Source organism: Paenibacillus sp. Y859 (assembly GCF_056786405.1).
In genome coordinates this window covers 1-21,592 of sequence record NZ_JBXCIZ010000012.1, presented here as the reverse complement: position 1 = coordinate 21,592, position 21,592 = coordinate 1, and the positions used below count along the sequence as shown (strand labels likewise).

Genomic DNA, 21,592 nt, shown 5'->3' with positions numbered 1-21,592 from the left:
AATATACGTTCCATAACTAAGCAATGATCTCTCTAATACGTAAACCTTCTTCTTTACTTAAATCTACGAAATCATCTACTATTTTGATTAACGGTGTTTCTATTCTATGAGGGTTTAATAGGACGACCTCTCCCATTCTCCCATCAGTTAAAATCACTTGTTTTCCTATTGTTCTTTTCATCATATTTTCAAGAAATAACGATACGATCTGTGGATTCAGTTCACCGAACTGCCCGTGTCCCATCTGACTGACGATTTCATGGAATGGTATCGGTTCGTGATATGGTCGCTTGGAAGACATCGCATGAAACACATCTGCAACGGCAACAATCGAGCTTAGCAAGTCAATATTCCCCTTCTTTATACCTAACGGATATCCCCTTCCATCTTCGCGTTCATGATGTTGCAGGGCGACACGAGCTATTTTAGGGCTCAATCCCGTTGTCTCTTTCAATATTTCATATCCAAAGATCGTATGCTTTTTCACTATTTCAAATTCTGCATCCGTTAATTTTCCAGGTTTATTTAGAATCTCAACCGGAATATTCACTTTGCCAACATCATGTAAAGTCGCCGCTAAAGATAGAATTGCAAGTTCAGCTTCGTCTAATTTCATCCATCTACCAATAAGTGTGGATAATATTCCAACACCTATATTATGTTCGTATGTATAATCATCCTTCGCTTTAACTACTTCAAACAATTCAAAAATATTCGTATTTCTTGAGATATCCAGAATTGAAGGAAGGATTGCTTTACGAATTTCCATCAAAGGTACTTTACGAGATCTGATTATGGATTCAAATAACTCCTTCGATTTAGAAACCGTCTGTTGAATCGTTTGACTGGGTTCAACAATGACATTCACACCAAATTTGGTGATAGCTGCATTAATTTCATTCATATCCATCCCATGACTAATTAAGAGCTTTATAGCTTCATGATTAAGGATGGTTTGGGCCGGCACTATCGTAACACCATATTTATTTATAATATCATGCTCTACTTTCTTCCCAATAAGATCTTTCATCGTTCGATCCCCCTCGGTGTCTCGGTTCTATTGAACCATTTTACCATATATTCCAATGGAAAGCGTTCTTATTCTGTGTTTCCATTCTTTCCTTAGCACAAAAAAGACTTTCTCGAAAGAAAGACTTTTTCTTGTAGTATTACTTTTCCAAAAAACATAAAAAGCGCTCAATGCAGATGTATCTATCACCTAAATAAGAGAGCTAAATCACAAAAGTTTATATGCTAATTCAGCTTTAGAATAAATCACTGTGTGTGCCCGTTCGTGTTAAAGTTAAAACTAACATGTTCTGCTCTAGCTTATAAACTAGTAGCCAGCTTATAATCTCTTTTGAATTTGCTGGTCATTTTCACTTGGTACATCAGGAGTTCAACTCCTTAAAAAGCTCATCCACACCGGAATAGCTTTTTACGTTGGGATCTCTGCTGATTCTATCCGCTTCTTCCATAGCAGCAATGGTTTCGGCATTGGGAATATTCAACGAAATTTCAAAGGGTATCTTCCCCTGACGCACGGCCTGCTTAACGAACACATTAATAGCTGTTGTCATGTTCATACCAAGCTCGGAAAACAACTGCTCCGCCTGCTCTTTGAGCTCCTTATCCATACGAATACTTAAATTGGTGGTTTTAGTCATCTTAATCAACTCCTTTAACCTTATTACATTCATTTTCACCCATAACATGTGCATTGTAAATACATTGCACATGTTATATCACTTGCGGATTATTAAAAATTAAAAATATCTAGGGTCATTTTTAACCTAATGATGACCTGTCCTAGATCTATTGTAAACAATCAATTATGTGCCCTTACAGGAGTAATTAAGAACAGTGTAGAGGATAATGTATCACTTGGAAGTATGACCATTGGACTTACCTTTCCTGTAAATCTTAATCTGACATGCTCACTATCAATACACCGAAGTATATCAATAAGAAACTTACCGTTTAGTGATAGGACAAATTCCTCTCCGTTCAGTTCCTTTAATGGAACTGCATCTAGAACATCTCCAATTTCAGCCGTTCTGGATAATAAGTCTAATTTACTAGAAGTGGCTACCAACTTTATTATGCATTCACCAGCTAAAACAAAAACACGCTCAACAGCATGCAATAAACAGGCTGTCTTAACTATTGCTTCAGATAAATAAGATTGTGGGATTACATTTTTTATAGCTGGAAAAGCCCCCTCAATGAGAACAGACTCAACCTGCAGTTCATTTGTTATGAATCTTATTTGATTAACGCCCACTTCAATATCTGTTGTGTCATCTTCATCATTCAACATTTTTGATACTTCAAATAGATTTTTTGCTGGGATAATAACATTTGTACTGATATTTTCATTATTTCCAATATGTATAGTTCGAGAGGCAAGACGAATTCCATCCGTAGCAATTAGGTTGAGTGAACCATCATTATACTCAAAAGAGACCCCCGTTAATACCGGTCTAGTTTCTGATGTTGAAGCCGCAATTACCACCTGTTTAATTGTTGACTTGAATAAAGCGTTATTAATTCGAATCTTATGAAGAGTTTGATTTTCTGTATTAATAATTGACGGAAATTCCGCAGGGTCCATTCCACATAATCGAATTTGAGAAATCCCTGACGTGATGGTAAGAATTAATTGCTCTTTAATTTCAAATGTAACTATTCCTGTATTAAGTTTACGAATGATCTCGTTAAAATAACGTGCTGCTACAACGATACCGCCATATCTTTGTACGGTCACAGATTTACTATCCTGAGGAATCCTATATTGTATAGTCATACTTGTATTACTTGCTGTAAACATTAAACCATTTGTAGATGCCTGGATGTTTATTCCTGTTAATATGGGTATCGGGCTATTCGCCGATACAGCCTTTAAGACGTGCTGTAAAGCATCAATAAGAGAATCTTTTGTTACATCAATCAGCACAGACCTCACCTACCTATCCTCGAAGTATATTATTATGAATAATAAGACTCAATAATATTACGTAGAACCTCTGAACGGGATAATTTATTATCCGAACAGTGCTTTTCAACTTTTTCCCACAACTCGTTCGGTAAGGTTAATGATACTTTCTTAGTCATACCTATACCTTTTCTGCCTGCACCGTCCCGAAGCCCTCCTCTTGTAAACATAAAACCTAGCTGGCCATCTTTATTAGATATACCAACCTTGATTTTATTACTGTCCATTTTTCTCCCCTCCTCCATTTGAATTTAGTAACTAAAATCAATATGCGTTACTTTCATTTTATCACACCATTTAATAACTGCCAACCATCATTCAGAATCTGCATACTAATTCTTTTCTACAAAAAAGCCTAGAGGCTTGCATGCGCAAACCTCTAGGCTTTTTCAATTTTTTGCTCGTAGAATGCTATTTCAGCATTGTTTCATTTCCGAGATATTTCTCCCACGCAGCTATTCGCTCGTCGATAATCGCTTGACCGCCTGAACCGAGGTAATCCTTCATACCTGAATCATATACAGAGTCAAATTTGTCAACAGATGCCACAACAGCCTTGTTCAAGATCGTATCACGTTTCTCTTTAAGTGCTTGACCTTGCCCGTCTTCTGCCTTGATTTCACCCACATTGGAATTTTTGCCTACCAGTCCGTCATGAGTTGTAATTTGACTTGCGATCTCAATATATTTTGCATCAACACCAGCATAACCGTTGGCAATTGACTTGACTGTCTTATCAGGATCGCCAAGGTCAAGACCATTACTTGTAATCGTGTAGTCGATGTTTGCTGGAGAATTCATAATTTTTTCGCCTGTTGTTGCAATTGTTTTCAGGGAACCGTCAGGCAACGCTTCGTGAGTAACGCCTTCTTCTCCAAATTGCAAGAATACACGATTTTCAAGTTTGGAAATCCAATTCACATAGAACAGAGAAGCAATTGGTTCTTTGTTTGTAGCTGGGAAAAATATTTTACGGTCAACAGGACCTGATAAAAATTTCTTATAAATACCAGCATCGTTGGCAAATGGTTCAATAGCAATATAAGCTGCATCTGGGCCAACAAGCCGCTGAAGGCTTGCATGAATGCTGTCGTCACCGTTACGATATGGATAATCCCAGTTGTGCATAAATGCACCCACATAGCCCATTTTCATAAGATTATCCTCCGTTACATCTCCGGCAGGATAAAGCGAGAAATCTTTCCAAATCAGACCTTCGTTATACCACTTGTTCAACGTTTTTATGCCCTCTTTGTAATTCGGAAAAAGGAAATGTCGATCATCAAAGCCGAGAGTGAAGATGTCCTTGTCTGTCATTTCATTAGGCACGAATGACGAAGTCAAGTGATCTGCACGCCAGCCGATGTCAAAGCTCGTTGAAAAAGGAATCATCTTGTCGGCATCGTTTCCTAAAAGTGTAGAAGCGTTGTCTTTAAATGCTATGAGCATACTTTCAAATTCTTGTAACGTTGTTGGCGCCTGGAGATTGAGCTTCTTTAACCAATCCTCGCGCACGAAAGTATTAATACGGTTAAGGACATTCAAACGAGATTCCAATGCCCACAAGGTTCCTGTGTCAGGATCCTTGTCCCAATAGATGTTTGCTTCGGTTAAATAATCCCACATGTCTGGCAGAAGGTCTTTGTTTGCTTCGACAATGGGACCTAGGTCAAGGATACCACCCATATTGGCGTACGTTTGGATTGTTGGATAAGAGTAGGTGAGACCGATATCCGGCGCTTGATTCCCTGCCAAAAGGTTGTTAATTACCTCGCCCTCTGTCCAACGTGGAACAGGAACAAAAGTAACGTCTACATTGTGATCACGAAGCATTCCGTCTTTGATATATTGTGTATAAAAGTTGTCCTCTGGTTTGGTTCCCCCATCATTACCACGGTCATAAATCTCAACTGTAATCTTACGAGTGTCCTTGAATTTCAAATTGGAATTGAGACCTATCTCTTCTAGTCTTGCATCGTTGCTGTCCTCAGCGGTATTAGATGTAGGTGCTGGAGAAGCTGATGGCGCTGGTGAGGCTGATGGTGCTGGTTTGTCGCTGGTACATCCTGAAAGTGCTAAAGCAAGAGTAGTACTAATCGCCAGAATAGACACCGCTTTACGAAATCCCATGTTTGTTCCCCCTCATTTTTATTTACTATTTTGGATTAATCTATAAAAATTGACATAGCCAATTTTTATCATGCGTCAAAAACTAACCTTTTACCGCACCGATTGTAACACCGGAGATAAAGTATCTCTGTAGCCACGGATAAATGAGCAAAATCGGTACAGTTGCAAATATAACCGTTGCTGATTTAATCGTTTCAGACAGGCCTGGGCTTGAAAAGCCTTCCTGTGTAGCCACCTCAACACTACTGATACTATTAAGTATGTTATAAAGCAGCAATTGTATAGGGAAGTAGGTTCTATCTGACATAAACATCAATGCATCCGAGAAACCGTTCCATCGACCTACTGCATAGAAAAGAGCCAACGTTGCAAGCACAGGAGTAGAAAGTGGTAGATAGATGCTGATGAGTACCCTAAGCGGTCCTGCTCCATCAAGTTCAGCGGATTCTCTAAGACTCTCCGGAATCCCAAAGAAGAAGCTGCGCATGATGATTACATAAAATACACTAATGGAGCCAGGCAGAATCAGTACTAACGGATTATTGAGCAAGTGCAGCTCTTTCAAAAGCAAATAGGTTGGGATTGTGCCTGCACTAAAGTACATCGTAAAGACAATAAGTGATATAATAAATTTTTTCCCTTTCAGGTTGTCATATATAAGCGGGTATGCACACATAACCGTCATAAACATGCACCAAAGTGTGCAGATCACGGTTAGTATTGCTGTCCACAACAACGCCCAAGTGTATTTGGAATCTCCAAGCACAGTCGCGTAAGCATCGAAATTAAGTCCTACAGGCAGAAGTAAAACTGAATTTTTCACCAAGGCATCCGCTGAGCTTAAGGATCGTGCTAATATATTCAACAACGGCAGGAGACAGACTAAAATAACTAATATACAAAATAAAGCTATGATCCAGTCTCCGATTCTAGTACTTTTTGATTTAATCATGTTACATCCTCCCTCCTACCAGATGCCGCGTTCGCCAGATTTTTTTGCTAGAGCGTTTGCTCCAAACAAGAATATGACGCACACGATGGATTGAAATAAACCGACGGCAGTGGAGAGAGAAAATTGCAATCCACGAATACCGTTGTTGTATACGAATATCGAAATAACGTTAGAAACATCTGAGACAAGCTTATTACTTAGTGCGTAAGGTCTGTCAAATTCACTACCTAAAATGTGCCCTAGGCTTAGAATCAGCAATACAATGATCGTAGGACGAAGTCCTGGCAGCGTAATATGCCAAATTTTTCGTAAACGACTTGCTCCATCCACCGCGGAAGCCTCGTAAAGTTCTGGGTTAATCCCTGCAATGGCTGCCAGATAGATGATGGTATTCCAACCACAGCTTTGCCATATGCCCAGAAATATGTAGGTGACCACCCAATACGCAGATTCATTCAGAAAAGGAATTGATTCAAAGCCCATCTTGTTTATCATAATGTTGACAAGCCCAGTAGTCGGTGCAAAAAGCTGAAGTGCCATACCTGAAATGATAACCCATGATAAAAAATGTGGCATATATACAACTGTTTGGGTGAACTTCTTGAAACGTTTGAAGGCGAGTTCATTTAAGATAATGGCTAGAATAATAGGTGCAGGAAAGCCAAGCAGTAAGTCAAGAAAGTTAAGACCGATGGTGTTTCTAAGTGCATAAAGAAAGTCACGATTGGAAAAGGCCTTAATAAAATATTCGAACCCGTTATTTCCTGCCCATTCCATCTCCCAGGGACTTTTTACAATGCTATAGTTTTTGAATGCAATTTGAATGTAGCCCATGGGTATATAACGGAAAATGATAAAGAAGGCCATCGGGAGAAGCAGCATCAAATAGAGTACCCAGTAACGTTTAATATAGCTGAGCGATTTCCTTTTATCTGTAATTATCATATAGGTACCGCCTTACATATAAATTTTTCTTCCCTTTTCATCGTCAATTCCTGTTTTGCGATAGAAGAACGTACTCACTTGATCTCGCCACTCACGAGCATTGGTGCATCAAAATGGACGGATACCAATAATCGGATGCCAAAAGGTCTAAACAGTGTAGCTAGTTCTGCCATGTCAGAAAGCAACGGTTCAGCATTCAGACCAACACTTACTTTGTTCACGTTCACATTGTTAATGCAAATTCCGTTAATTCCGATAGAGGCCTTCAGTCGGGCATAATTTTTAATTCTTTCTTCATCTCTTACTGCCGCCTGCGATCTCGAATCCATTTTCCTGCACTGATTCGCAAAGCTTTAGGCTCTAGACTAGATTTTGGCTGCAGCCAAGCATTGTATTCAGAATATATATATGTCCCGCGTGATCCATGAAGCACCTCTTTCAAATAAATTAAAGCGTTTTCATAAAATAAAAAATATAGGGTGTGAATTTAACATTTTATTCATATTAAGTTCATCGTGCAGCACCTATTGAGATAGCCAAAACACTTTTGTTCCTTAATACAATTTAGCATTGAAGGTACCTTCCGACAATAGTCTGAATATAGTTAGCAATGGCTAATTAAAGATCATTTTTTTCGCAAAAAAAGACTAGCATACGCTAGTCTGGTTGATTTCTGAGACATTGTGATGGCGAATATCCTTTGATCATTTTAAATTGCTTGCGAAAGTGCGACAGATCGTTATACCCGCAACGCTCTGCGGCTTCGCTTACGTTACATTCGCTATTTTGCAGCATGCCCTCTGCTTGGTTAATTCTCGTTTTCGTCAAGTATTGATTGACCAGTATTCCCGTTTCATTTTTAAATAGTGTCCCAAAGTATACCTTATTGAGCCCTACCAGATTTGCAATCTCTTTTACAGAAACATTGCTCGCGTAATTTTCAGATATATAGTTGATAGCCTTTTTCACCCGATAGTCTATGCTTGTGGGGTCTTTTTTTAAGAGAATCAGCTCAAACAATCTGTGAATAATGACAAGCATCAGACCTCTCGTTCTTGTGTGATACCCAATTTCCTTACGAACCCAGGCATTGGATAGCTCACGAAAGAGCCCAATGAGGTCGCTTTTAATCCCAATGTGCGTCAGCAAAGGAAAAGGTAGAGGAAGGTCGGATAGTTGTCCGTTCATTTCATAGAGTGTGAAGTTAGCGGAGTACAAGTTCATAAGATCATCGACGTTGCATTGGGCCATACGAATACTTCCACGTGGAATGCAAAGAAGATCACCGCGCTTCACCTCGTATTGTACCCCATTAATGATATAGATTCCTTTACCTTCTATGACATAAGTGATGTCACAAAATGATATTTCATTTTGTGCGATTTCCCATGTTGGTGTGCACTTTCTATATATTAAATAGCCGATATCTGGAACTAAGAAGTCGTTAATTTCCACTGACAAATTGATCTTCCTCCCCCAAATAATACCTTTAATTTACACCCTATTACTATAGTTCAACCTTGTCAATAAAAATGTCAACGTTATGATTAAATCAGAAATAACAGTCAATATATGAGGGACCAATCAAGCAATTAATCCAAGTTCTTGTCGATATTAGAATGGGGGTACCCATTAATCGCCAAACCACAGGATGAAAATGATAGTTTGATTGTAAGAAGAATTGACTCAGAAGAGGATTTGAAAACAAATATGTGGGATTCTAAAACATGGGATTATAACGGTGCTAGTCAAAGGTACGCAGAGGGTATCTTAGTTATAAAAAACAAATTATATTTTTGTTGCTATAGATGAGAGGTTGGGAACTAGTCTTCACACAAATAGTATGTATTTATTACATAGTATTTCAAATACAATTACATAGAAGGAAGGTCGCGCTTTGACAAAGGGAAAATATTTCGAGCTTCGCATCAATTAATTAATATAGAACAAAAAAAAGCGGCACAAAAAGAGCGATGTACCTGTTGTACACCTTGCTCTTCTTGTGCCGCATGGCTAGAAGCGATACCGTAACTATTCCCATTTGAAGTTTTCAATAAATATCATTTACCAACATTAATGTCTCTGTACAACCACATAACATCACTACATCCCTCTACTCCACAGTCACGCTCTTCGCCAAATTTCTTGGCTTATCCACATCATTACCACGTGCTAGTGAAGCATAGTACGCAAGCAGTTGTAGTGGCACTACGGATAGAGCTGGTGCCAATAGAGGTAACGTCTTCGGTATAGCAAAGACTTGATCTACTGATTTCAGTAGCGTCTGTACGTGTTCTTCAAACGTAATAGCCATAATATCTGCACCACGTGCACTGACTTCCTTGATATTGCTCACTGTTTTTTCAAGAACAGATTCCTGAGTTACTAAGGCAATCACAGGAATTCCTTCTTCGATCAGAGCTAGTGTTCCGTGTTTCAGTTCACCTGCTGGGTAAGCTTCGGAATGGATGTAGGAAATCTCCTTAAGCTTCAAAGATCCTTCTTGAGCCACTGCAAAGTCTATTCCACGGCCAATGAAGAATAAATGCTCATGTTCAGCAATTTGTTCAGCATAGGCTTTAATAGATTCAGCTTGTGCCAACATCCCATCCAACTGCTCTGGCAATGCCTGCATCGCTTTAATGATTTCAATAACAGCTTCTGGTGTCTGTGTGCCACGAACTTCAGCTAAATACAATCCAAATAAATAGAATGCGATCAATTGGGACGTATAAGCTTTTGTCGAAGCAACGGCAATTTCAGGACCAGCCAGCGTTACGATGACATCATCTGCATCTCGAGCAATAGAACTACCTACCACGTTAGTAATGGCTAATACATGAGCACCATTAGCTCTCGCCTCACGTAATGCTGCGAGTGTATCTGCCGTTTCTCCTGATTGGCTAACCACAATGACTAAAGTATCCTGGGATACGATAGGTGAACGATAGCGGTACTCTGAAGCGACATCTGTCTCCACAGGAATACGCACCAACTGTTCAATGACATTACGCCCTACTAGCGCAGCATGGTAAGCCGTTCCGCAAGCAATAATCTGTATATTGCGTATATTTAATATTTGCTCATGAGTTAGATTCAACTCTGGAAGGATCACCTTCTCACCTTTCGCATCAATCCGTCCACGCATGGTGTCCCGGTATGCTTTAGGCTGCTCGTGAATTTCCTTCAACATGAAGTGCTCGAAACCGTCCTTTTCTGCTGTTACAGCATCCCAATCGACATGAATCATTTCCCGAGCAATAAAGTTCCCTTCGATTGTCATTAATTCGACGGCATCTTGAGTCAATACGGCCATTTCACCATCATTGAGAATATACATATTACGCGTATATTGGAGAATAGCTGGAATATCAGAACCGATAAAGTTCTCTCCCTCTCCAAGACCAATAATTAGTGGGCTTGCTTGACGAACTGCAACGATTTTATCAGGCTCGTACTCCGTTAATACTCCCAACGCGAAGGCACCACGCATATAAGTGATCGCCTTTTGCACTGCTTTAACAATATCACCATCATATTCACGAGAGATTAGATGAACAATAATTTCGGTATCCGTCTCCGACGTAAATGTATGACCTTGTTCAATCAATTCATCCTTCAAATCCAAATAATTCTCAATAATTCCATTATGAACAACCGAGAACTTTTGACTTTCATCCGTATGTGGATGTGAATTAGCATCCGACGGTTTACCATGGGTTGCCCAACGTGTGTGACCAATCCCCGCTGTTCCAACTAACGGCTCATTCTCAAGCTTAGCCTCTAAGTTAACTAGACGTCCTTGTGCTTTGACTACCTCAAGACCTTTATCTGTAAACACAGCAATTCCTGCTGAGTCATAACCTCGATATTCTAACTTCTGCAATCCCTCGACCAAAACCGACTGAGTATTCTTGTTACCTATATATCCGACAATACCACACATATATTAATCCCCCGTTCACTTTTATAATAATTTAGTATAAAAGTGTACGAGCCTTCTGTGCGGCATGTACAAGAATGCACAACTATCATTGTCATTGTATTAAATTATAGTACAAGTTCAAAAAGATGACTTTTTGAACTTCTTTTCATACAAAGTTTAGTCACAAATGTGCATTCTAGTTCAATACCGCTGCTTAATACCCGCACACTTATGATTCAGATTTACTACGTAGCACCCATCACAACGTTGTATGAACAGTCGCCCGCTCATTTTCCGTTAATGATTCACGGCTCTGGTGCATCACCGGGAGGTCCCCGCCGAACATTTCGAACACCCCCACCTCGTCAACTTGAACTGCCGTTGTGATCAAGTACAGACATAGATATTATGTACCTATATCATGAATCCATCTCACATCCCGCGCTAGTCAAGTTCTGGCGCTTTAAACAATTTAACCTTCTACCCTCTCTTTCTATATTTGAATGATATCCGTTTATTATATGCATGTTGAGTTCATTTGGCAATGTCAAATGACAGCAAACACAAGAAAAGGCCGATGAAACATGGCAAATTCGTTTCATCGGCCCTAGTACATATGACTTTTTGAACATCCTTTTTGAACTTCCTATCTTATACTAATTCTCGCTTTACAACCTCAACAATACTAGCTACATAAGCATCCAGGCTTTCTTTATCAGGACCTTCAGCCATGACGCGAATCAATGACTCGGTACCAGAAGCACGTACAAGAACTCGACCATTGTCTGCCAATTGTTCCTCAACGTAAGTGATCGCTTCTTGGATCGCTTTATTTCCTTCATAATTCGTCTTGTCCTCTACACGTACATTCACCAATACCTGAGGATACTTTTTCATCAACATTTTGGCTTCGCTAAGTTTCTTACCAGATTGCTGTAATGTATCTACAAGTTGAATCCCAGTAAGCAGACCATCACCTGTCGTATTATAATCTAGGAAAATAACATGACCAGACTGTTCTCCGCCTAAGTTGTAGCCACCTCTTCGCATTTCCTCCATCACATAACGATCACCTACTGCTGTCTTGAATGTGCTCAATTGAAGCTTCTCACAAGCTTTATAGAACCCAATATTACTCATGACCGTCGAAACGACCGTATTATCCTTCAATTTACCGTTGGCCTTCATAGATTCTCCACATATGCACAGAATAAAGTCTCCATCTACTTCTTCTCCTGTTTCATCAATTGCAATAAGTCTATCCGCATCACCATCAAAGGCCAACCCTAAATCCGCTTGATGTTGCAGCACAGCTTCTCTAAGGTTCTCTGGATGCGTCGAACCACAATGATCATTAATGTTCAGACCATTCGGTTCTGATCCTATCGTAATCACTTCGGCTCCAAGATCACGAAATAATTGCGGTGCAAGTTCGTAAGCCGCACCATTCGCATTATCCAGTACAATTTTCATCCCAGCGAAAGAGTGTGTTACCGTAGTTTTCAAGAACTCCAAATATTTAAATTTAGACTCATTATCTACGATCACATTTCCTAGATCTGCCCCAACAGGACGTGGTAAAGAATCTACCTTAGCATCCATTAACGCTTCAATCTCGAGCTCTGTTTCATCCGATAGTTTGAATCCATCACCGCCGAAGAACTTAATACCATTATCTTCAACAGGGTTATGTGAAGCAGATATCATCACACCAGCATCTGCCTTTAATAATCTAGTTATATAAGCTACTGCTGGTGTAGTCACTACTCCTAAACGAATAACATGTGCTCCTATGGACAATAGACCCGCTACTAAAGCAGATTCCAACATAAGTCCTGAAATTCGAGTATCCATTCCGATAACGACCGTTGGTTTCTCCACATTGTTAGTAAGTACATACCCACCACAACGCCCAATACTATAAGCCAATTCAGCTGTTAGTTCTTTATTAGCAACTCCACGTACACCATCTGTTCCAAAATATTTCCCCATAATTTTCTCCTTTTTGTATCAACTCTTCTAATTCATGTTGTCCCATTTAATCAACATGATGCCATGCTGTTATATATTATTCTGAATAATCTCAGTAGATGGCTCCGTTTGCTCTTCTTCATCTATACTTGGATTACTTTCAGGTGGTACATTTTCATCAGAATCATCATTCCCTGGGTCCTTCGTATCGTTCTTCCCATTAGGTTCAGTAGCTGGCGTTTCCGTATCATTAATAGTTGGCGTCGAAATCTTATCTTTAACTTCTACTGTCGCCGTCAGGGAATCTTGCTTTACAAGTGAAATAGATTCTGGAAGGCTCACTATAAGTGGAACCTCATGAATGCCTGACTTTAAATGATTCGCACTTGCAACTACTTTAATATCTGAAACTTGTAGATTATGAAGTAATGTATTAGCGCCCGTTAAAGTCAGACTTAACGATTTCCCCTCTGGTTTCACAACAGTTACTTGCGTGTCACCACTTGCATCTTCAATTTCAATCGGTATGTTATCCATCGTTATTTGATCTATTGCTTCTAGATCAACCCCAATTTCAACCTCAACTTGAACTACGTTAGGCTCAATTCTCTCCACACCTGTAGGTGGGACCAAGTTCACACTAATCGTAGACTTGCCTTCCTTATCAAGTGTACTAAGATCTACTGTCACAGCATCCAAAGACTCTATTTGTGATAATACATCCTTAGGCCCGTATATGGTAGCTTCACCTATATTAGGTTGTATTCTTGATAACACCAAACCTTCAGGAAGATTACCCTTATACTGAATGTTCAATGAGACGCTCTTTGATGGTGCGATCAATGGAATTTGAATGGCAACTTCATCTGGCTCAATGACAGCACCTTTTACTTCCTGTCCATTACTATCTAGAGCTATCAACTTCATCTTTTTTACATGGATCGTATCCTTATCCCCATCGAGTTTAACCGTACCTTGCACTTTAACCACTCTTTCTATCTCACTGTCTGGTAAAGTCACCTGTACAGTATTAGGCTCAATCAAGAATTCTCCCAAAGTATACCCTTCATACACAGCTCCCGTCGTAACTACAGTGACCGGAAAGGTATCCTTTATTTTCTTCTCAATCGTCACAGTTACCTTCGAAGGACTCATCGTTACGAGCTCCACACCCGAAGGCAGTTCATACGAAAGAGGTACAGTAAATGTTCCGTCAATAATTTCGCTAAGATCCAATGTTACTTTGTAATCATCATTAAATATAGACGTTATGGCTGACCGTTTACCCTTAACTTCAATTCTTACCCTGTCTATATCTAGACTATTCAATACATATAAGGAGTCATCTAAGCCAAAAGGTTGCACTTTGACATTCTCAATAATTGTTGTATCTATGGATGAAGTTGGTGTCGGTGTAACATCGTCGGTATGTACCATAACCCACAATAAAATACTGACTGCAACAGCAAGAATTTTAACCATCGTATTATTCTTAATCCATCTATCCATTATTGTCCTCCCCCCTTCCGTTTCCAGAAAGCAGGGCGTTTTTCTTTACCATTTGATTGTGGACGTAATTCTTCATATAACTTCGATATCAAGGACTCTTCCTTAATATCTCTAACGACTTGACCATCCATTGCCAATGATATCTGTCCAGTCTCTTCTGAAACAATGACAGAGATGGCATCGCCTACCTCACTAATTCCAATGGCTGCGCGATGACGAGTTCCCAATTCTTTGCTTATAAAAGGATTCTCTGAAAGCGGTAAATAACATGCCGCTGCTGCAATTTGATTAGATTGTACAATCACCGCACCATCATGTAGTGGTGTGTTCGGTGTGAACACATTAATGATCAGTTCCGAGCTAATCAAAGAGTTCATCGGTATACCTGATTCAGTATATTCATTTAGGCCTGTTTCACGTTCGAAAACAATTAATGCCCCTATTTTTCTACGTGCTAAATAATTAACGGCTTTAATAACTTCACCTATTAATTTAGTAAACTCTTCATCCTCTGCAGATGTTCGTCCGATAAATTTCCCTCGCCCTAATTGTTCCAGACCCCGCCGTAACTCAGGTTGAAAGATAATAAAGATAGCCAATACCCCAAATGTAAATACCTGGTTCATAAGCCACTTCAACGTATAAAGGTCAAACCATGTACTGAGTGCCCATATAATAACTAAGACAAGAATTCCTTTTAACAACTGAATAGCCCTTGTCCCTCTAACCAGCAAAATAGCATGGTAAATAACATATGACACTATAGCGATATCAATAATATCCTTCACGGAATCTTTCCAAGTGATGTCAGTGAAATAACTCATACTAAGGCCCCCGTTTATTCCTTCAATAAGGTAGTTCTCTCTCTTTATGATATCCCTAATCTCTAGGTTATAACGATCTACCTCATGATGCAAGCAAAGGTTAACAAAAAGCGACTAAAATATCCAATTTACTCTAAAATATAAGGATAAAGTATAAGTTCTACTCTATACTTTATCCTTATATTTTAACTTCATGTATAACAAGGCACCTTAGCTATTAGTTTTGGAACATTAACGATAAGCAACTTCAGCGAACACATTTGAAATTTTGTACCAAATCCAATCTAATGCTCGGTCAATGCTTTTTATATTCCCTGATATTTGAGCTGTAGAGGCCGTATATAACGAACCATCAATGACAGTCAAATTGCCTTCAACACTTCCAAATACTTCTGCCTTCCCATTCTCTATTGTTAAGTCCCCTGAAATGACGTTCCCTTCAGGTACAATCACTGTATTCCCTTCAATAATGACCTGGTCTAAATCATTCCCTTGGATCACCAATTGACTATTCTCGTTAAATACATTAATAACGCTAAGCAACATCACTACCAAAAACAATGCAGCAGCAGTTACTGCTGGATGTCTCTTCATCCATTTAACCCAAATCTGCGGTTCCTTAGTTTCTGGAAGAGTATTCAGAATGCGCTCCGTTAGTTCCTTGGATGCAGTAGGAATATGTTGTGGAAGACAATACAACATCATATCTGTCTGTTCAAGTTCATTAAAGCGCATGCGACATTGATCACAAGACAGCAAGTGTGACTTCAGCATCAAACCTTGTTCCTTGGATAAATCGCCATCTAGGTAATCATGTATTAAAGAGACGGCTATTTTGCATTCCATATGAGCCAGTCCTTTCAATCAATCATTTTATATCGCTTAACCAGTAAAGCTCGATAACTTACATACGCAGCAGATTCTTAGATGTTTCAAAAAAGAACAGAAAGTTAAAACTTTAATTCTAATTTCTTGCGCAGAAACTCTCTTCCGCGATGCACACGGGTCTTGATCGTTGTAACTGGTATATCTAATACATCACTTATTTCTTGTAAAGACATTTCTTGAAGATATCTTAGGATCATCACAGATTTATACTTAGGCGGCAAGCTTTCGATAGCATCATAAACTGTCTGCTTTGTCTCTGAGATCATAAATTCACTTTCAGGCGTGCGATCATCACTTGGAAGCATGGAATACCCATCCAATCCTTCTTGATCATTCATATCAGCGTCTAGCGAATATGTAGGTTTTCTTTTCCTCAAGCGATCAATGGAAAGGTTCGTTGCAATCCGATAAATCCAAGTGGAGAATTTCTGATTAGGATCATATCGATCCAAACTTTTAAACACACGCAAAAAAGTCTCCTGAACGACATCCTCTGCTTCATGACGATTGTTCAACATTCTATAGCCTAAATAATATATTTTTTCTTTATACAACTCAACAATTTCTGCAAATGCCTGCTGATCGCCTTTTAGCGCAAGCATTGTTAATCTTTTCTCTAATTGATCCAACGTGATTCCCCCAGACTTGCTGATGGGTATTAATAGGTTCATAGAACAACACTAGAATAGTAATCCATGTCTGTTCAAAAAGCAATACCACTTCCATTAACAATAACATATTAATCAGAAAAGTGCCTTGCGGTGTTCTTCGTTAAAGAATAATTACCTTCAGCATTCACTATTAGGTACATTAAGTACATCTAAATTCAACCCAATCCCTCTGAAGCTAACTTTAGTTGCATTGAGTACATCTAATTTACTGGAAATTCCACCTTTCAGCGTTATCGCCACTCTTACATCAGCACTCTTTGCAGATATGGATAGACTTTTGAAAATCATAAAGGTTAGAGCACACAGCCCTCCAATAAACTTATCTTGTCTATTATGTGAACAAAGGTCGAGACCCCCATTGGGATTCTCGACCTTTGTACTTTATTCAGCATTCATACTACTTATTTCATCAACCCGTATTCCGAAGCCCCGCAGCAATACCATTGATCGTCAGAAGAACTTCGCGCAGTAACTCAGGATTATCTTCACCCTGATCACGGAATTCACGTAATTCACTGATAAGCTGAACTTGTAGATAACTAAGCGGATCAACATACGGATTACGAAGTCGAATAGACTCTTGGATAACAGGAACATTATCTAGTAATTCCTTTTGTCCCGTAATTTGTAGAATAAGCTCTGTTGTTAACTTATATTCATCTTTAATTAGGCTAAAGATACGTTCGCGGTAGGATTCTTCCTTCGTCATATTAGCATATTCTTGAGCAATCAATAGATCTGCCTTAGACATCGCCATTTGTAATGTATCAACAAGTGATGTAAAGAATGGGAAATGAGAATACATATCTTGAAGGACCTTAAGATTGTCCTCTTTACCTTGGTAGTAGCTTTGCAAGCCAGTACCTGCAGCATACCAAGCAGGAAGTAAATAACGACTCTGTGTCCATGCAAATACCCAAGGAATAGCACGTAGATCTTCAAATCGGTCACTATTCTTACGTTTGGCAGGACGGGAGCCAATGTTAAGCTCTCCAACCTCGGAAAGCGGTGTTGATTCTTTAAAGAAGGTTAGGAAATCCGGATCGCGGAATATTAAATCCTGATATTTCTCAAGAGAGACCTCAGAAATCCCCTTTGCGATCGCATCCCACTTCTCTTCTTGCTCTTCAGTAAGCATATCATCAGAGCAACGTGCATGTATTGCGACTGTTACTAGCGCAGATGTCGCCTGCTCTAAGCTACGATAAGCTATACCTTGTAATGAATAGCGTGAGGAAATGACTTCTCCCTGCTCAGTAATCTTAATTCCGCCACCTACTGTAGAGGCTGGTTGAGCCAGAATACTGCGGTTAAGCGACATTCCACCGCGTCCTAAAGCACCGCCACGTCCATGAAAAAACTTCAGTTTTACATTGAATTCATCCGCCACTGCTGTAATTTTCTTCATAGCTACACGTAGTTCCCAGTTCGCTGTAACTGCTCCGCCATCCTTGTTGCTGTCCGAATATCCTAGCATAATCTCTTGTAAATCGCTCATCTCAGCAACACCGTCACGATAAATAGGTAAACTGAATACTTGTCTCATAATATCTGGTGCTGCAAATAAATCATCGATCGTTTCAAATAATGGCACTGCCTGAAGAGTACAAGTAATGGACTGGTCTTCATTTCGACGGAAAAGACCCACTTCTTTTGCAAAGACCATCACTTCTAGAATATCACTAGCACCTTCAGCCATACTGATCAAATACTTCGTAATGCAATCCTTACCGAACTCCTGTTGTGCATCGTAAATGACACGGTATACATCCAGGCATTCCTTCGTACTCTCACTATACTGATGATAAGTAGATGTAATCGGTCTAGGATCATTCAATATATTATTGAGTAGAGAAATCTTCTCATCCTCAGATAGTTCAGCATAATTATCCACAATATTCATGTTAGCCAATACTTCAGTCATTGCTTTCTCATGTTCCTGACTATGTTGTCGAATATCTAGTGCCGCTGTATGGAACCCGAATAATTCTACTTGTCGAATCAACTTCTTAATATGCGTATCTGCAATGAAGTCTGCATAATGATGGCGCAAGCTACGATCAATAATATTTAGATCTGCAATAAATTCTGCTGGTGTTGCATATCGCTCTTTCGAACCTTTCTTGCTATCGTCAAGCACATTATTAATCTTAGTCATCATGTAGACAAGCTTAACACGATAAGGTTCATTACAGTTATGCCACATGTTCTTCTTATTTAAAGAAATGACAGATTGATCTTGAGCAATCGATTCTTCAAGTTCATCCGAAACTGTAACAATCGTTGTGCTAAAACTCAAGTACTGCATAAATTCTTTCATAATGCGCTCGTATTCACGTATAACTAACTTTCGTTGTATAGAGAGTGTTTTCCACGTAATATCTGCGGTAACGGATGGATTCCCATCACGATCTCCACCAATCCATGAACCGAACTGAAGATACGTTGGAACATGCCAATGTTGGCCTGGAAAGTACTTACCTAAACATCGCTCTAATTCTTGATAAACATCCGGAAGGACATGAAAGAGTGTCTCTTGGAAATAATACATACCATTTTTAACTTCATCCAAAACGGTTGGTTTACGATCTCTCAATTCATCTGTTTGCCATAAGGTAATAACCTCATTTAACAGCTTCACACGTAGTTGTTCACGTTCGCGGAAAGTAAGTGTTGGATTATCTAATAGCATTACATCTTCTGAGATCCGTTTATGAATATCTAAGATCGCTCTCCGCATAGCTTCTGTAGGATGAGCTGTCATGACCAATTCAAGTGAAAGACCCTCTATAATTTCTTTAACTTCTTCATATGAGAAATTACGTTCTTTCAATTCTTGTATGGCGCTTTCAATAGAACCTGGTTGGATCGTTTCTCCAGCAGAACGCTCATAATCACGTTTTCTACGAATACGATGGTTCTGTTCAGCTATATTGACTAGCTCAAAGTAGATTGCAAATGCTCGTATTACCTGGTGGCGTGTTTCTGGTTTTAATGTACTAATCGTTTCTTTAAATTCAGCGTATACTTCAGATACATACTCAGATCTCAAAGACTTGCTTGTTTCACGAATCTTCTCCACGATCTCTAGAAGTTCATTTCCACCTTGATGGACTAATACTTCCCCCAGAATGTTTCCAAGAAACCGTACGTCACGTCGTAGCAGGTTGCTTGAGTTACTTTTGCTGGCGCTAACCATAAGTTCAGTCATGGTACTCCTCCCATCTTCTCCCGATTCAATTACTGTCTATTTTTAACCTTCCTACCATCATACAATAAAATAAGATTAAAATCTTTATATTTCTTTAAATAAAACTCGAATTTATGCATTAATATTAAATTAATTTGAATTTTAATACAAAATTATGAAAACCAATACATATATAGAAGCTTGATTTGTAAGGTTTTTCCTTGGAATATTTGTTTTAACCAAGCACATTCAGAACATATTTATACATATTGAATAAATTATACATTTTACACGCGCCACCACAAATTTCTACATATTTATCTATTTTATATAGTATCCTATTGCTAGCTCAAAATATTCATGGAAATATGTTCATCACTTTGAATATACCAACAAGCTTATATTCTCAAATAAATATGTTAACGCAAAATAACTCTTAAAATTCAAGAGTTATGAATAAATATATTTGGAGCGGGTGATGGGAATCGAACCCACGCTATCAGCTTGGAAGGCTGAAGTTCTACCATTGAACTACACCCGCGTAAAGAAGAATCGGGACGACACGATTCGAACATGCGACCCCCTGGACCCAAACCAGGTGCTCTACCAAGCTGAGCTACGTCCCGAAATGTATAAATGGTGCGCCCTAAGAGATTCGAACTCCTGGCCTTTTGATTCGTAGTCAAACGCTCTATCCAGCTGAGCTAAGGGCGCAAATAAAATGGAGCGGACGACGGGAATCGAACCCGCGACCCTCGCCTTGGCAAGGCGATGCTCTACCGCTGAGCCACGTCCGCATAAAGATGGTGCGCGTAGAGGGACTTGAACCCCCACGTCGTGAAACGCTAGATCCTAAGTCTAGTGCGTCTGCCAATTCCGCCACACGCGCACACTTTGATAAGAAATGGTGAGCCATGAAGGATTCGAACCTTCGACACCCTGATTAAAAGTCAGGTGCTCTACCAACTGAGCTAATGGCTCGTAAATGGCTGGGGATATAGGATTTGAACCTATGCGTGACGGAGTCAAAGTCCGTTGCCTTACCGCTTGGCTAATCCCCATCAATAATTCACTTGTATTATTCCCTGTATTTACGATTTAATCAACGTAAAATGGTGGAGGCTGAGGGGATCGAACCCCCGACCCTCTGCTTGTAAGGCAGATGCTCTCCCAGCTGAGCTAAGCCTCCATGTCCATATGAAGTGAATTTGGTGACCCGTAGGGGACTCGAACCCCTGTTACCTCCGTGAAAGGGAGGTGTCTTAACCACTTGACCAACGGGCCATGCATAGTAACAAAGCAAACTTATGGAGCTCTCAACCGGAATCGAACCGGTGACCTCATCCTTACCATGGATGCACTCTACCTACTGAGCTATGAGAGCAGTGGCTCCCCGAACAGGACTCGAACCTGTGACAACTCGATTAACAGTCGAGTGCTCTACCAACTGAGCTATCAGGGAATACAAGATTACTGCTTGGCGACGTCCTACTCTCCCAGGACCCTGCGGTCCAAGTACCATCGGCGCTGGAGGGCTTAACGGTCGTGTTCGAGATGGGTACGTGTGGAACCCCTCCGCTATCGCCACCAAA

At 39.7% G+C, this 21,592-nt stretch carries 17 protein-coding genes, 11 tRNA genes and 1 rRNA gene; all 29 read right to left on the bottom strand.

From position 1 onward, the window contains the following. Positions 1-16: 16 nt before the first annotated feature. Positions 17-1,030, bottom strand: a complete 1,014-nt coding sequence (locus AC1TO8_RS19130; RefSeq protein ID WP_482057219.1) for an HD-GYP domain-containing protein — start codon at positions 1,028-1,030, stop codon at positions 17-19. Between the two features lie 361 nt (positions 1,031-1,391). Then, positions 1,392-1,667, bottom strand: coding sequence for a type II toxin-antitoxin system RelB/DinJ family antitoxin (locus AC1TO8_RS19125; protein WP_482057218.1), 276 nt, complete (start codon positions 1,665-1,667; stop codon positions 1,392-1,394). Positions 1,668-1,828: 161 nt separating this feature from the next. Continuing rightward, positions 1,829-2,956 carry a DNA polymerase III subunit beta gene (gene dnaN, locus AC1TO8_RS19120; RefSeq protein ID WP_482057217.1) on the bottom strand — a complete coding sequence of 376 codons (1,128 nt, stop codon included), beginning with the start codon at positions 2,954-2,956 and terminating at the stop codon, positions 1,829-1,831. A 32-nt stretch (positions 2,957-2,988) separates the two neighbouring features. After that, positions 2,989-3,222, bottom strand: coding sequence for a ribbon-helix-helix domain-containing protein (locus tag AC1TO8_RS19115; protein WP_482057216.1), 234 nt, complete (start codon positions 3,220-3,222; stop codon positions 2,989-2,991). 184 nt (positions 3,223-3,406) lie between these two features. Then, a complete protein-coding gene (locus AC1TO8_RS19110) occupies positions 3,407-5,125 on the bottom strand; it encodes a type 2 periplasmic-binding domain-containing protein (RefSeq protein WP_482057215.1) in 1,719 nt (572 codons plus the stop codon). A gap of 82 nt (positions 5,126-5,207) precedes the next feature. Beyond that, positions 5,208-6,077 carry a carbohydrate ABC transporter permease gene (locus AC1TO8_RS19105; RefSeq protein WP_482057214.1) on the bottom strand — a complete coding sequence of 290 codons (870 nt, stop codon included), beginning with the start codon at positions 6,075-6,077 and terminating at the stop codon, positions 5,208-5,210. A 15-nt stretch (positions 6,078-6,092) separates the two neighbouring features. Beyond that, positions 6,093-7,022, bottom strand: coding sequence for an ABC transporter permease (locus AC1TO8_RS19100; protein ID WP_482057213.1), 930 nt, complete (start codon positions 7,020-7,022; stop codon positions 6,093-6,095). A 74-nt stretch (positions 7,023-7,096) separates the two neighbouring features. Then, on the bottom strand, positions 7,097-7,351 hold the full coding sequence (locus tag AC1TO8_RS19095) for a hypothetical protein (protein WP_482057212.1): 255 nt from the start codon (positions 7,349-7,351) through the stop codon (positions 7,097-7,099). Positions 7,352-7,679: 328 nt separating this feature from the next. Beyond that, complete coding sequence (locus tag AC1TO8_RS19090) at positions 7,680-8,477, bottom strand: helix-turn-helix domain-containing protein (RefSeq protein WP_482057306.1); 798 nt, start codon at positions 8,475-8,477, stop codon at positions 7,680-7,682. A 658-nt stretch (positions 8,478-9,135) separates the two neighbouring features. Continuing rightward, complete coding sequence (glmS, locus tag AC1TO8_RS19085; RefSeq protein ID WP_482057211.1) at positions 9,136-10,968, bottom strand: glutamine--fructose-6-phosphate transaminase (isomerizing); 1,833 nt, start codon at positions 10,966-10,968, stop codon at positions 9,136-9,138. 630 nt (positions 10,969-11,598) lie between these two features. Continuing rightward, positions 11,599-12,939, bottom strand: a complete 1,341-nt coding sequence (gene glmM / locus AC1TO8_RS19080; protein WP_482057210.1) for a phosphoglucosamine mutase — start codon at positions 12,937-12,939, stop codon at positions 11,599-11,601. A 69-nt stretch (positions 12,940-13,008) separates the two neighbouring features. Then, positions 13,009-14,427: a CdaR family protein gene (locus AC1TO8_RS19075; protein ID WP_482057209.1), complete on the bottom strand. Its 1,419-nt coding sequence runs from the start codon at positions 14,425-14,427 to the stop codon at positions 13,009-13,011. Next, a complete protein-coding gene (gene cdaA / locus AC1TO8_RS19070; protein WP_482057208.1) occupies positions 14,427-15,251 on the bottom strand; it encodes a diadenylate cyclase CdaA in 825 nt (274 codons plus the stop codon). The genes AC1TO8_RS19075 and cdaA overlap by 1 nt, the downstream gene beginning before the upstream one ends. A 231-nt stretch (positions 15,252-15,482) precedes the next feature. Further along, positions 15,483-16,097, bottom strand: coding sequence for a zf-HC2 domain-containing protein (locus AC1TO8_RS19065; RefSeq protein ID WP_482057207.1), 615 nt, complete (start codon positions 16,095-16,097; stop codon positions 15,483-15,485). A 104-nt stretch (positions 16,098-16,201) separates the two neighbouring features. After that, positions 16,202-16,768: an RNA polymerase sigma factor SigW gene (sigW, locus tag AC1TO8_RS19060; RefSeq protein WP_482057206.1), complete on the bottom strand. Its 567-nt coding sequence runs from the start codon at positions 16,766-16,768 to the stop codon at positions 16,202-16,204. 159 nt (positions 16,769-16,927) lie between these two features. After that, positions 16,928-17,098: a hypothetical protein gene (locus tag AC1TO8_RS19055; protein WP_482057205.1), complete on the bottom strand. Its 171-nt coding sequence runs from the start codon at positions 17,096-17,098 to the stop codon at positions 16,928-16,930. 121 nt (positions 17,099-17,219) lie between these two features. Beyond that, a complete protein-coding gene (gene ppc, locus AC1TO8_RS19050; RefSeq protein WP_482057204.1) occupies positions 17,220-20,021 on the bottom strand; it encodes a phosphoenolpyruvate carboxylase in 2,802 nt (933 codons plus the stop codon). Between the two features lie 446 nt (positions 20,022-20,467). Beyond that, positions 20,468-20,541: transfer RNA gene (locus AC1TO8_RS19045), tRNA-Gly, on the bottom strand. A gap of 11 nt (positions 20,542-20,552) precedes the next feature. Beyond that, a tRNA-Pro gene (locus tag AC1TO8_RS19040) sits at positions 20,553-20,626 on the bottom strand. 11 nt (positions 20,627-20,637) lie between these two features. Beyond that, positions 20,638-20,714, bottom strand: a tRNA-Arg gene (locus tag AC1TO8_RS19035). A gap of 8 nt (positions 20,715-20,722) precedes the next feature. Beyond that, positions 20,723-20,797, bottom strand: a tRNA-Gly gene (locus AC1TO8_RS19030). Positions 20,798-20,804: 7 nt separating this feature from the next. After that, positions 20,805-20,889: transfer RNA gene (locus AC1TO8_RS19025), tRNA-Leu, on the bottom strand. Positions 20,890-20,905: 16 nt separating this feature from the next. Next, positions 20,906-20,981, bottom strand: a tRNA-Lys gene (locus AC1TO8_RS19020). 5 nt (positions 20,982-20,986) lie between these two features. Continuing rightward, a tRNA-Gln gene (locus AC1TO8_RS19015) sits at positions 20,987-21,061 on the bottom strand. A gap of 52 nt (positions 21,062-21,113) precedes the next feature. Beyond that, positions 21,114-21,189, bottom strand: a tRNA-Val gene (locus AC1TO8_RS19010). 20 nt (positions 21,190-21,209) lie between these two features. Continuing rightward, a tRNA-Glu gene (locus AC1TO8_RS19005) sits at positions 21,210-21,284 on the bottom strand. 24 nt (positions 21,285-21,308) lie between these two features. Then, a tRNA-Thr gene (locus AC1TO8_RS19000) sits at positions 21,309-21,384 on the bottom strand. A 2-nt stretch (positions 21,385-21,386) separates the two neighbouring features. Further along, positions 21,387-21,462, bottom strand: a tRNA-Asn gene (locus tag AC1TO8_RS18995). A 13-nt stretch (positions 21,463-21,475) separates the two neighbouring features. After that, a 5S ribosomal RNA gene (gene rrf, locus AC1TO8_RS18990) occupies positions 21,476-21,592 on the bottom strand.